The sequence below is a fragment of the Tsukamurella sputi genome (assembly GCF_007858445.1).
In the GTDB taxonomy this organism is placed as follows: Bacteria; Actinomycetota; Actinomycetes; order Mycobacteriales; family Mycobacteriaceae; genus Tsukamurella; species Tsukamurella sputi.
Map to the genome: position 1 here is coordinate 163,464 of NZ_VIGV01000004.1, position 12,019 is coordinate 175,482.

The window sequence follows — 12,019 nt, forward strand, 5'->3', positions numbered from 1 at the left end:
TCAGGCGGCGGCGACGCCCCAGTGCAGGACGCGGGCGGTGAACAGGACCAGGCCCAGGGACACCGTCGCCACGACGACGAGGCCGACGACGGCCACGGCGAGCGGGCGCCACCCGGTCCGCGCGATCTCCCGGAGGTCGGTGTTGAGGCCTACTCCGGCGAAGGTCAGCAGGAAGGCCCATTTGGAGAGGTTCGCCAGGCTCGCGAGGCCGCCCTTGTCGATGAGGTGGAAGGTCGCCAGCGCGGACACAGCGAGGAAGCCCAGCACGAATTTCGGGAACTTCTCCCAGACGAATCGCGCCTTCGCTCCGACGCCCGGCGCGATCGCGTCCGCCTCGCCGCGTGAGGCCCAGTACAGCGCGAAGCCGAGGACGACGAATCCGATGAGTGCGTTGCGCGTCGACTTCACGACGACGGCGAGCTTGCCGGCCTCGTCGGAGAACAGGTAGCCGGTGGCGGTGGTCTCCGCGGTGTTGTCCACCGCGAGTCCCGCCCACAGCCCGAACTCGTGGTCGGTGAGGCCGATCAGGTGGCCGAGCGCCGGCAGCGTGAACAGCGAGACCGCGCCGAGGGCGAGGATCGCGGTGATCGCGTAGGAGACGTCCGAGTTCCGCGCTCGGATCGCGCCGCGGGCCGCCACGATCGCCGAGACGCCGCAGATCGAGGTCCCGATCGCGAGCAGGCTGCCCAGCTTGTCCGACAGCCCGAGCAGCTTCGCCACCAGCAGGATGATCCCGCCCGCGATCGTCATGTCGATCAGGATCAGCAGGAAGCTCGTGCCACCCAGCTTCGCCACGTCGCCGAGGACGAATCGCGATCCCAGCGCGATGATGCCGACCTTGAGCCAGAACTCGTAGCTGCCGATGCCCGGGCGGAAGACCTTCGGGATCCCGACGGTGTTCGCCACGATCAGGCCGAACAGGATCGCCCAGAGCACGTACTCGATGTTCGGGAAGGTCCAGTGGTGCGCCTTGACCGCGTCGTTCACCCACTTCTCGGTGAACTTCGCCAGCAGGCCGATCGCCAGGAGCAGTAGGACACCGGGGACGTAGGCGAGGATCCGCTGCGGGCCCGGCGGCGCCTCGACGACGGCGTCGCCCGCCGCGGTCTCCGCGGTCACCAGCCGATCCTCGGCAGTACGCCGGCGACGGCCGCCAGCACGATCACGCCCGTCACGATGACCGACCACCAGTCGGCGTCGAGGTTCTTCACCTGCGAGAGCCTCGCCGGGGCGGTGTGGCTTCGGAAGGGTTCCGATCCGGTGGATTCGAACGTAGCGGATCGTGAAAGCAGCCGCGCTCGTGGCATCGAGGAGAGACCCGCATCGGTTCAACCACCCACAGTCGCCCTCCCTTCGCAGCTCCTAGAAGAGGGGGTCGTCCTTGGACATAGGCCCCAACAACGCGATACGCAACCGCTCCGCTAGGACACCCGATGCTGAGGTTGCTTCCAGCGTCGGTGCGACGGCCGATACCTCGAGCCGCTACCTGTAGAACTCTGCGGAGACCTCGATGGTCCGCCCCGTCAAATACCCGTCTGACTGTTTGGCCTGGGACGAACCGATCTTGCGTTCCGCCTCCTCGATGCCAGCCGGAATTAATGAGGCCAATCCGGATTCGTCCGGATCGCCAAAGCCTTACCGCAATCATCTCAAGCCCTCTGGAATTGATCTTCACGATGTCGCCAATTCGATTCGTCAGATATATCTAACTGCTGGCCTCAGCAGAACGATGCAATTACTTCCAGAAATTTGGCGAGGCCACCTCGGAATCTTGATCATTTGCGGCCGCAATAATCTTCTGGTGAATCGAATCAATCGAGCTCGGTATGCGGCAATCTCGGCCTCCGATAGGGTTTCACCCCCTGACCTCTTCCGGAGATTCCAAACATCCGCCCGTTCATTTCTTCTGGCATTCTAATCTCCTACGCTTGAACCAGCCGAATGGCAGTCTTTCCCAGGTTTGGGTCGAAGAAGTTGTCGATGACATGTAATTGGGATCCCGACCCGAATAGCACTTCAGCCTCGGTGGGGATGGCGCTCGCGGAGGACACCGGCTTACCTGTCTTGGAAACAATCTCCATCAAAATATTTCCAGGAAATACCTGATTAGGATTCGTTGTAGTGCCATTGTAAATGGCGCCTCTGTTACTCGCCCACCCGGCACATAGCGCGCAATCTCTTGCGGGGAAAGGTCGATCCCGCGGAGATCTGAACTCAGGCGGCGAACCGCTCGACCAGCGCGGCGCGCTGCCGCTCGCCCAGGCCGGCGACACGGCGATTCTCGGCGATCTCCAGCTCGGTCATGATCTCGGTGGCCTTGCCCTTGCCGATCTTCGGCAGAGCTTCGAGGAGCGCGGCGACGCGCATCTTGCCGACCGCCGGCTCATCCGCACGGCCGAGGACCGCGGAAAGAGTGATCGCGCCGGTCTTGAGCTGGTTCTTGATCGCGGCGCGGGCGCTCCGGACGGCGGCAGCCTTGGCGAGCGCGTCCGCACGCTGTTCCGGAGTCAGAGTGGGCAATGCCATGGTAGGTCTCCTGGTAGATGGGTTGCCCCGATCGACGTTAGCGAAGGGCTCCGACGGGTTGGCGCACTAGGTAATGCCGTCGTCTCCGTTGTCGTCGCCGCGGCCGGCGACAGCGACGTCGAAGTCGCGGCGGTATATCCACACCGTCCGTTGGTCTTGTTTGTCACGGAGTTGGAACCGCCACCCGGCCCCGTCTGCTGCGGCGCTCTGCTCGACGAGCCAGTATTGGCCATCACGCCAGACACGGTCACCGACACGGACGTTGGATGCGATCTTGCGGTACGACACTCTTGTGACCGTACTAGAACAACCGTCGAATACTTACGTAAGTGAACTGTTCGTGGCGTCCCGCTATCAGGTGCGATCCCCGCAAGTACTAGTTTACGAGTGTGATTGATCTGTGCCGTGACGGCGATGTCCTGACCGTCGAGATCCAACGCCCAGAGCGTCGCAATGCCCTGACTGCCGAGCTGCTCGACCGTCTGCGCGACGCGGTCGGCAGTGCGGCCGGTGAAGGGGTCAAGGCGATTGTGCTCACCGGGCAAGGCGCCGTGTTCTGCTCCGGTATCGACCTCTCCGGTGACAGCGCCTCCGCGGAGGATCTGATCGCCGACCTGCAAGGGAGGGCGGTCATCTTGAACAAGACGATCGACCACGCGCCTATCCCTGTGATCGCCGCGATCAACGGTCCCGTCATCGGCGCTGGAATTCCCTTGGCGATGATGTGCGACCTGCGCGTCGTCGCACCACAGGCGTACTTTCGGGTCCCGGTCGCCAAGTACAGCCTTGCCCTCGACACCTGGTCGATCCGCCGACTGACTTCCCTCGTCGGATACGGACGAGCGCGGGCGATGCTCCTGGGCGCGCAGAAGCTGCCCGCCGACGAAGCGCTGCTTACCGGCCTGGCTAACCGGATCGACGACGCCCAACAGTGGACCCGCGGGATCGCCGCCCTGGCACCCTTGTCGATCCAGCACGGCAAACGAGTCCTCAACGATGACGGCGCCTGGGACACCGAAACCGAACAGCGCCGCCGGGAACTCTTTGACGCAGCGTGGAGCAGCGAGGACGCTGCCGAAGCGCAGGTCGCCCGCTTCCAGAAACGCGGCCCCGCCTTCCAGGGCCGCTGACCCACGCAGTGCACGGCGCTCAGCGGTGCCACCCGAAGATTTGTGACGTCGGACACGTAAGCCTTGCTTCGCCGCGACACTCCCCGCCGACCCAGCCTAATCTTGGATGACATATTCATATTGGTGGATCTGATTGGGGATCGTTATGTCACGCGTGATCTCGTTCATCGCGGCCGCGGCTGTAGTACTGACGGTCGGCTCTGGTCCCGTCGCTGTCGCGCACGGTGACCCCGGGGGTGGCTCGGGCTCTCACGATTCGAGCAAGCCCGGCGACAACAAACGCAAGGACAAGGATAGGGATCGCGATCGACCAAATCGTGATCGCGACTCCGATGGCACGAAGCCGACGAGCCCCAGCAGTGCCGCGCCGACCGCCGAACCTTCACCACCGTCAACGCAATCGCAGCAACCGTCCACAAGCGCGGCCGGGATCCCGCCCCTTCCTGACCCGAACTCCGGTTCCGACGACCGCCTTGCCGCCCCCGAACCGTCCGGGGAGTCCCCGCAGCCACCGAACTCCGCCACACCGACCGCGCCGTCACCGACCACCTCGACCGTGCAGATCGGTAGTGTCGGCGGCACGCCGGACCTGCCGGGTTCAACGGTCCTCGAGGAGACGTTGCCCGCCGGTGGCCAGGCGTCCCGATCCCCGTACCACCTGGGAACCGATCGCGTCTTCTCCATTTCGCCCGGCACTGCCGGACCGTTCCCTGGTGGAGACCCACGCACCGCGCCACGCACGATCGACCCCAACACTAATGCCGGCGCAACTGCAGGATGGTCCGGCAACCTCATCATCCCCAACGCGCTCGGCAAATCCGGCGGGGCCCTGCCTGGGCCCGGCGGCGGCCGCTCCGAAACCATCCGGATCCCCACCGCGCCCGGAGAACTACGCGTCCCAGGCAAAGGCGGCCGCCTCCCCGAAATCGGCGTCGAACGCATGGTCCGCCTCCGCGTAGTCAAAGCAACCCCGATCGGCACACGAGCCGTGACCACCACGCTCGGCGACACCGAAACACTTGTCCGCTACCAGTTCCAGTACGAGATGCAAACCCAATACGTCGGAACACTCGGCGGCAACCCCACCATCACACCTGGACCATCAGACTGGGCCCCCATCGCCACCGACGGCGTCATCGCCCTCGCCCAAGCCGGAGTCCCCCTACCCACACTGAAATAGACCCGACGATAAGATCAGCTACACGGGGCAGGAGAGTGAAGTGGGAACCCTGGAGTTCGCCGCGACCGATTCAACTGGGACCGACGACGCTACCAATTCAACGGTGGCTCTTGCCTGCGAGAACGTGGTGCTCCCGCGGTGAGCATCGCACGGGCCGCCCTGGCGTCAGCACTCCAGCGAGCCTTCGCCGAAGCTGGCGCCCCACCCTCCACCGACGTAGCGCAGTCTGGCGTCGGCATCACCGAGCAACAGATCCGTGAGTGGCGATCAGGCAACAACCTGCCCGCAACCTTCAAAGAACTCGAACCCCTTATCGCCTACCTTCAGGTCGCGGCGACAGCCGCGACCTGGAAGGCTCCGAATCTGGCCTGCGACAACGTGACCGGATGGCCCATGACACACTGGCGCGAACTTTGGGCCGCGGCAATGAACGCAGACTGTGGGAAACGAGGCGGCGACTGACTCGGTGGTGAGTCGAGCGGATACGCCTGAGGTCGGAAGCCTACGGTCGGCATTGGTGCAGCAAGGAGCCGACTATCCGCACACATCGGTTCTGCTGGGCACCACGGCGTGACGTGCGTCGCCGAGCCGGCTTGCGGGTTGCGAACTCGTCCCCACCCCATCGACCGATAACCGTGCCGGGTGGAGAAGACGCTCGGATCGTTGCCGCAACTTGCCGAATTGCACGATTACCAGCTGCGTACTCATGGGCGGCATTGATGCCCTTGAGATCGTCGACGTCGACAAGAACCACCACCGCGGACAGGGCTGACCCGGCGGCATCAAGTACGTTACGCACACCAGTCAGGAGGCCACGACGGTTGAGTAGCGACGTCAGCTCATCGGTCTCGCTCAGCTGCATAGGCGATTCCCCTGATCAGGTGGCCCTTTTTTGGGAGTTGATCAGCTCAAGGAGGAGTGCGCGCAGGGCGACTTCCGAGTCACCGAGGGCTGCGACGAGGCTGGGATCTGTGCGTTCCCGCTCGACGAGCGAGCGGTACACACGCCGTCCGGCTTCGGTAGCCGCGACGACGCGCCGGCGTTCGTCGCCGGGATCGACATCGCGCGTGATGTAGCCGGCCCGCTCGAGCCGTTCGATCGTGCGGCTCGCTGTTTGGTCCGTCACGCGAGCGGCACGGGCGATCTCGCGCTGAGATGCCGGCGCAGCGGAAACTGCGTGCAACACAACGAGTCCGGCACTGGAGATGCCGTATTCTCGTAGCACTTGCTCCCAGGCGTGCTCCACCAGCCGCGCCGCCGTCGAAAGCAGGCGCCCGGTGGGCCACCCATCGATTCCGTCATCCACATCGCTCACATAACCGCCCCGGAGTGGGGATCGCAACCTTGCCATTACTCAGCCTACTGAGCTTTAATGGCGGGGCGCCTCAGCGCAGATGCCGATCCGAATCTCAGAGAGGCCCGCGAAGTGAACGACACGATCAGCTCCCGACGGCCGGTGCGGCGCGTGCGATGGTTGCTCCCCGCTTTGCTCCTCATTCTGTGGCTCGCGATTGGCGCGACCGGCGGGCCGTTCGCCGGAAAGCTCGGCGACGTCCAGGCGAACGACAACACGGCCTTCCTGCCCGCCTCCGCCGAGGCCACCGAGGTCGCAAAGGCCCATTCGGCCTTCCAGGATTCGAGCCGAATTCCGGCGGTGGTCGCCCTGGAACGCGGCTCCGGCATCACCGATGCCGACGGCACGTTCGTTACCGCCGCGATCGGCCGGCTCACCGGTACCAAAGGGTTCCCCGAAGCGGCATCACCCCCGATCCGATCGGCGGACGGGAGAGCGATCCAGATCGTCGTCCCCGTCGATTCCTCCAGGGAGGTGGCCGAGAGCGTCAAGCGATTACGCGATCAGTTGAACGACGATGCCCCGCAGGGGCTGAGCGCCTATGTCACCGGCCCCGCGGGCACTGCCGCCGACCTGGGCGCCGCTTTCGGGCGCATCGACGGCCTCCTGCTGCTGGTGGCGGGCGCGGTTGTCGTCCTGATTCTCGTGGTGGTGTACCGCAGTCCCACTCTGCCCTTCATCGTGATCATCTCCGCGGTCCTCGCGCTTTCCCTCGCGAGCGCCGCGGTCTACGTGCTGGCCTCGAACGGTGCCATCACACTGAACGGCCAGAGCCAGGGAATCCTATTCATCCTTGTCTTCGGTGCGGCGACCGACTACGCACTGCTACTGGTATCGCGGTTCCGGGAAGAGCTCGCTACCACCACGGATCGCTACACCGCGATCCGGGCGGCGTGGCGCGCCTCCCTGGAACCGGTGGCCGCGTCGGCCGGCACCGTGATCGCGGGTGTCCTGTGTCTTCTGCTGTCGGATCTCAATTCCAATCGCGGCCTGGGTCCGGTGGCGGCCATCGGCATCGTCGCGTCGTTCCTCGCCTCGATGACCTTCCTCCCAGCCGTGCTCGGGCTCATCGGCCGCCGGGTGTTCTGGCCCCGCACGCCGGTCGTCGAGCCGGAGGCGCCCGTCGGCCGTCAGCCGCAGGAGCATCGATCCTGGGGCCGCCTGGCCGACCGCGTCCGGCGGCACCCGCGGCGAATCTGGGTGGCGTCGACATTGCTGCTCGTGCTGTTCGCGGCGTTGTTACCGCAGTTCCGCGCCGACGGTGTTGCACAGTCCGATACCTTCCTATTGACCGTCGACTCGCAACGCGGCCAAGACGTCCTCACGAAACACTTCGAGGCCGACAGCGGATCGCCCGCCGTGATCATCGCGAATGTGGCATCGCTCGAATCCGTGCGCAAGGCCGCGGCCGCGGTCGATGGAATCGCCACTGTGGCACCGGTGGCCGATCCCGCCGGACAGCCGACGGAGGTCGGGGGCCGGGTCGCTCTCAATGCGAGTATGCGTGATCCCGCGGACTCGCTGGCCGCCGAAGAGACATTGGTACGGCTGCGGGACGCGGTCCGGCGCATCGACGGAGCCGATGCGCTGGTAGGTGGGCCCACCGCGGTCGATCTTGATACCAGGACCACGGCGACCCATGACCGGAACCTGATCATTCCCGTCGTCAGCCTGGTGGTGCTGCTGATCCTGTGCCTGTTGCTGCGCTCCATTCTCGCGCCGATTCTCCTGATGGGCACGGTGATCCTCTCCTTCGCCGCCACACTGGGAATCTCGTCGGTCGTTTTCAACCACATCCTGGGATTCCCCGGAGTCGATCCGGTGGTACCCCTATTCGCCTTCGTCTTCCTCGTCGCCCTCGGGATCGACTACAACATCTTCCTGATGACACGGGCCCGCGAAGAAGCGGCTGAGATCGGCACACGACGGGGAATAATCCGAGCCCTTACAGTGACCGGAGGCGTGATCACCTCAGCAGGAATCGTTCTGGCGGCGACCTTTTCCGCGTTGGCGGTGATACCCCTTATCTTCCTCGCGCAGATCGCCTTCATCGTCGCCTTCGGCGTGCTCCTCGACGCACTCCTCGTACGCACCCTGTTGGTTCCGGCGCTGGTCTACGACATCGGTCCGACGGTCTGGTGGCCCAGCCGACTCAAGGACGACTCGCGCGGCCGGGAGGACTCTCAAAACACCGACACCGACACCGCCGCAGCCGCAGCCGCGGAGGAAGTGCCGTGAGAGGCTCACCCTCGCTCGATTCGGTGATCTTCGCCGCAATCGGTACCGCGATACTCGCCCTTGTCGCCTGGACCGTCTTCCATCGCAGGCAGCTGGGCCGCCCGACAGCCCTCCTGTCGACGATCGGGAGCGGACTGGCCTTCGACAATGGGACGCTGGCCGCGGGAAGACTGCTCCACTACGGAGAGAGCCTCTATGCGCTCAACGTGCTGCGGTTCTGGCTGCATGCGCTTCTCACGCCGCTGATCATCGTCGCGGCGGCGAGCATTGCGGTGAGAAGTGGCGTGCACATCGACCGAAGAGCACGCGCGCTGGTCGCACTCACGACCGCGGTCTCAATACTGGCGGGGTGTGTGGAGATGCTCACGGCTCCCCCACTCGTGCCTCGCGCCTTCGGAGACGTCCTGCGCTACACGCACGCGGCCACACTGGTGCCCCTTCCGTCGATACTCACCGTCCTGGCCGTCATCGGCGCGGGTGTGCTCATCTGGCGCCGATCACGATCGTCATGGCTGCTCGTCGGAGGCGTGGCGATGCTGTTCGCGGCGGGAATCGGGACACCACTGTGGCTGGGGAACGTCGGTGAGTTGCTCCTCCTCGGCAGTCTCGTCCTCGGCCTCTGGGCGGCATCCGGGGCAAGTGGCGCTGAAGGCACCGAGCATGGCCGTGCCTGAGACCGAACTAATGCTCCTAGCGCTCTACGACTTCGTGCCCGTCGCCCTCGGGTCCCTCGGAGCGCTCTTCGTGGCCCGCCGGCTAAACCGGACGATGGCCTACATCGGCGCAGCGATGGTGGCTGCCGGCGGCGTCGGCAAGGCCGTTGCCAAACTGCTGTCCGCACTCGGGGCGGGAGAGTTCGATCAGCTGTCCGGAATGCTCTTCCCGATGATGGGCTGCGGTCTTATCATCCTCGCTGCCGGCGCATGGGAGTGCCGAATCAACTTCCTCGGTTGGTGCTGCATTGCCCTGGCCGCGCTTGGGATCGCAGTCCCGAATGTGCAGGGCTGGTACCTCATTGCCGTCATCGGCGGCACCACGACTCTGTACCTCGCCCTCGGGCGGCACGCGCTTCGTGAACGAGATTCGACGACGCTCGTACTGCTCGTGATGACAGTCGCAACCTACCTACTTGGAAATCTAGCTCGATCGGAACAGACCGTCTCCCTGCAATGGATCGAGCAGACCCTCAACACAGTCGGCCAGGGAGCGTTCGCCGCAGCCGCCGTGCGGCAGGTGAGTGGACATGCGCGCGCCGGGCGTACGCCCGGTGCGATGCCATCCAGAGGCACTGCGGCGCCGAATACTTGATAGCGGCGAACAGAGCGTCGCGCGTTGGTGCACCGAACCCGGCGCACCAACGACTTACGGACAAGCCAACGAATGTGAGCTGATCTGCATGGTTACAGGAGCACCCCACCGCGAGGATCTCGCCGACCGCCGAGAATTCCGTCCCGTGGCCCTTGTGGTCTCGCTGCTGTGCGTCGGAATCGTTGCCGGCGTCGGTGGGGCGGCGTCAGCCGATGCGGCGTCGACCTACTCGCAGCTCGCTCAGCCGTCGTGGGCGCCTCCGAGTTGGCTGTTCGGTCCTGTCTGGGCCGTCCTGTATATCCTTATGGCGATCGCAGCGTGGCGAATCTGGCGCACGGAACCCACGTTCGGCAACCGAGCTATTGTGCTCTACGGCGCGCAGTTGCTCTTTAACCTGCTGTGGTCGCCACTGTTCTTTGGCCTTGAGCAGCGCGGATGGGCACTCGGCGACATCGTCGTGCTGGACGTCCTTGTTGTTGCGACGATCGTGGCCTTCTGGTTCCGCGATCGCCTCGCGGCGATACTGCTTACGCCATACCTGGCATGGTCCCTGTTCGCTACGGCTCTCAACTGTTCGGTCTGGTCGCTCAACTCTTAGCGCGACGGAATGAATCATTCGGCGGTCCTAACGGCCACTGAATCCACCTCGGGGCGAAGCCCAAGAACTTCCGCGAGCAACTTAAACACGTCCCGTTATCAGTTGGTTGCATGCAATGAATGCACCGGGACTCGCCGGTGGAAATTGCCTTCCAGGGCCTGGCCCGCTGCTCATAGTCTGCATTGTCCCGCACCGCGGAGTAGATCTTGGCTGGGCGCTGGCACGAACGTCAGCGGCGGCGCGAGGGTGCCGCTCGCTGCCCCGACGTCGAATGCATCCCCTAGCTAGCGGGTTGGCCGACATAGCCAAGGGGGCCGATGGCCACCTCGACGATGGCGGGCCCCGGCGAAGGCTGGCTAGGGTCCCGGTGCCAGGTAGCTTCCACTGGTCGGTCTGCGCACTCGCCGTCGCGGCATGTACTTTACTGTACGTGTTCCTTGCTTAACTGGCGCTTCGCGCTCGACCTTCGGATGAGCCTCCCCTCGCGCCGTGATCGCCTAGCCCCCCGTTTAACCAGACGCGTTGAAGCACTGACGAACTCGCTGAGCCTACAGGTGCGAGTGTCTGGATTCATTGTCTGCACAGCAGTTCCATAAAGAGGCGTGCTCTCCAGACAGTCTCTCAGGTCGTGCGAAAAGGTGGAGTCAGAACCGTCTCCGTAGTCTGTCGAAGTCGGACTCCATGTCGTCGCTTGCCGACGGCATCGCACCCTGCTGCGCGGCTATCCCTCCGAGCGTGACATGCGCTCAATTACTGACTTTCGAGTATCGGCGGACTCCTCGTCGGGCGGGACTAAGCGTCTTCGCGAGGTCAAAGAAGCGACTGTCACGGTGCGGAAGTCCGTAGTGAACTATGAGCGTTGCGCGCTCGAGACCGGGCTGAAGCGGGAGATTGCCGTGAAAGGTCCGGTACCCCCAGAAGAGATACGCTTTTCCGAGTTCCATCGGCACCAAAGCGTCGTGAACGCCGCTAGCGAGGGCCTGTGCGCGGTATCGGCCGTTGTGGGTACGGAGTTTATCGACCACGTGCGCGGCCACAGTGCGCCGAAATCGCCGGTGATTCCCCAGCGCGAGCAATTCGCCGCGCCGGCCACAGGGGGCACTTTCCGGAGCAGGGAGAACTATCGGGATTACCATTGTCACGACGTAGGCGTCGTAATGCAGAAGAGTGGGTGGATTGTCGTCGGCGCCGACGACAATCCGAAGAAAGGACCGTAGGCGCACGGTAGCTGGCTCCACTGCTCGCGGCCACGACTGTCTCGTGAGGCCCTCGAACAGCTCGATCAGCCGCCGGTCCGTCGTGATTGCCTCGGCAGCCGGACTCTCCTCGGCAGAGGGATCGAATATCAGGAACGCGTTCCCACTACCGGAACTCATGGCATGACCGACGTCGGAGCGGGCACTCTCCAGCCACGCTGGCGAGACCACTCCGGCCAACTCGACGACGCCCTCCCGTTCGACCAGCGCCGCCAGATCAGTTGCCGCAAGTTCCGGATCGCGGACGTCACGGCTGATCATCTCCACCACCGCAGACACCAAACGCTCATCATGCACAGCCCTTCAGTAACGACGCCGCGTAGACCCCACTGGCGTCAGGCTACCCCGGGAACCGCTGCTGGACTGGACCTCATCGGATGGGAATCGAGGCAAAGCTGACCGCCGAACTGGCTAAGCGGAACATCCCGC

13 protein-coding genes are annotated in these 12,019 nt (G+C 64.5%); 7 read left to right on the top strand and 6 right to left on the bottom strand.

Annotated elements, in window-relative coordinates:
- The 3 genes from FK268_RS13600 to FK268_RS13610 all read right to left on the bottom strand — a co-directional run bounded on the left by FK268_RS13600 (position 1) and on the right by FK268_RS13610 (position 2,814).
- Entirely contained in the window at positions 1-1,119 is a 1,119-nt protein-coding gene (locus tag FK268_RS13600) for a YeiH family protein (protein ID WP_438695989.1), read from the bottom strand.
- A 1,095-nt stretch (positions 1,120-2,214) separates the two neighbouring features.
- On the bottom strand, positions 2,215-2,526 hold the full coding sequence (gene mihF, locus FK268_RS13605) for an integration host factor, actinobacterial type (protein WP_146434879.1): 312 nt from the start codon (positions 2,524-2,526) through the stop codon (positions 2,215-2,217).
- Positions 2,527-2,592: 66 nt separating this feature from the next.
- Positions 2,593-2,814: a hypothetical protein gene (locus FK268_RS13610; RefSeq protein WP_146434881.1), complete on the bottom strand. Its 222-nt coding sequence runs from the start codon at positions 2,812-2,814 to the stop codon at positions 2,593-2,595.
- A 101-nt stretch (positions 2,815-2,915) separates the two neighbouring features.
- On the opposite strand from FK268_RS13610, the gene FK268_RS13615 reads away from it, so the two are divergent.
- The 3 genes from FK268_RS13615 (at position 2,916) to FK268_RS13625 (ending at position 5,298) form a co-directional block, all read left to right on the top strand.
- Positions 2,916-3,656, top strand: a complete 741-nt coding sequence (locus tag FK268_RS13615) for an enoyl-CoA hydratase (protein WP_146434883.1) — start codon at positions 2,916-2,918, stop codon at positions 3,654-3,656.
- 154 nt (positions 3,657-3,810) lie between these two features.
- Positions 3,811-4,836, top strand: coding sequence for a hypothetical protein (locus FK268_RS13620; RefSeq protein WP_146434885.1), 1,026 nt, complete (start codon positions 3,811-3,813; stop codon positions 4,834-4,836).
- Between the two features lie 138 nt (positions 4,837-4,974).
- Entirely contained in the window at positions 4,975-5,298 is a 324-nt protein-coding gene (locus FK268_RS13625; protein WP_146434887.1) for a hypothetical protein, read from the top strand.
- Positions 5,299-5,338: 40 nt separating this feature from the next.
- Here the strand turns inward: FK268_RS13625 and FK268_RS25315 are convergent, their stop codons facing one another.
- Both FK268_RS25315 and FK268_RS13635 read right to left on the bottom strand, forming a co-directional pair.
- Positions 5,339-5,698 (bottom strand): GGDEF domain-containing protein, encoded by a 360-nt coding sequence (locus FK268_RS25315; protein WP_146434889.1) that lies wholly within the window; start codon positions 5,696-5,698, stop codon positions 5,339-5,341.
- Between the two features lie 15 nt (positions 5,699-5,713).
- Complete coding sequence (locus tag FK268_RS13635; RefSeq protein ID WP_146434891.1) at positions 5,714-6,187, bottom strand: MarR family winged helix-turn-helix transcriptional regulator; 474 nt, start codon at positions 6,185-6,187, stop codon at positions 5,714-5,716.
- Between the two features lie 75 nt (positions 6,188-6,262).
- Between FK268_RS13635 and FK268_RS13640 the strand changes: the two genes are divergently transcribed.
- The 4 genes from FK268_RS13640 (at position 6,263) to FK268_RS13655 (ending at position 10,334) form a co-directional block, all read left to right on the top strand.
- Positions 6,263-8,428, top strand: a complete 2,166-nt coding sequence (locus FK268_RS13640; RefSeq protein ID WP_231707077.1) for an MMPL family transporter — start codon at positions 6,263-6,265, stop codon at positions 8,426-8,428.
- Complete coding sequence (locus tag FK268_RS13645; RefSeq protein ID WP_146434895.1) at positions 8,425-9,102, top strand: hypothetical protein; 678 nt, start codon at positions 8,425-8,427, stop codon at positions 9,100-9,102. Before FK268_RS13640 ends, FK268_RS13645 begins: the two co-directional genes overlap by 4 nt.
- Complete coding sequence (locus FK268_RS13650) at positions 9,089-9,736, top strand: hypothetical protein (protein WP_146434897.1); 648 nt, start codon at positions 9,089-9,091, stop codon at positions 9,734-9,736. The genes FK268_RS13645 and FK268_RS13650 overlap by 14 nt, the downstream gene beginning before the upstream one ends.
- Before the next feature lie 88 nt (positions 9,737-9,824).
- Complete coding sequence (locus FK268_RS13655) at positions 9,825-10,334, top strand: TspO/MBR family protein (RefSeq protein WP_146435842.1); 510 nt, start codon at positions 9,825-9,827, stop codon at positions 10,332-10,334.
- A gap of 746 nt (positions 10,335-11,080) precedes the next feature.
- On the opposite strand, the gene FK268_RS13660 is transcribed toward FK268_RS13655, so the two are convergent.
- The gene (locus FK268_RS13660; protein ID WP_146434899.1) at positions 11,081-11,869 is read right to left on the bottom strand and encodes a hypothetical protein; all 789 of its coding nucleotides are present in this window, start codon (positions 11,867-11,869) and stop codon (positions 11,081-11,083) included.
- Positions 11,870-12,019: the final 150 nt, after the last annotated feature.

Coding starts and splice junctions, on each gene's coding strand:
- mihF (WP_146434879.1), bottom strand. CDS start 2,526: ATGGCATTGCCCACTCTGACTCCGGAACAGCGTGCGGACGCGCTCGCC.
- FK268_RS13655 (WP_146435842.1), top strand. CDS start 9,825: ATGGTTACAGGAGCACCCCACCGCGAGGATCTCGCCGACCGCCGAGAA.
- FK268_RS13650 (WP_146434897.1), top strand. CDS start 9,089: ATGGCCGTGCCTGAGACCGAACTAATGCTCCTAGCGCTCTACGACTTC.
- FK268_RS25315 (WP_146434889.1), bottom strand. CDS start 5,698: ATGCAGCTGAGCGAGACCGATGAGCTGACGTCGCTACTCAACCGTCGT.
- FK268_RS13635 (WP_146434891.1), bottom strand. CDS start 6,187: ATGGCAAGGTTGCGATCCCCACTCCGGGGCGGTTATGTGAGCGATGTG.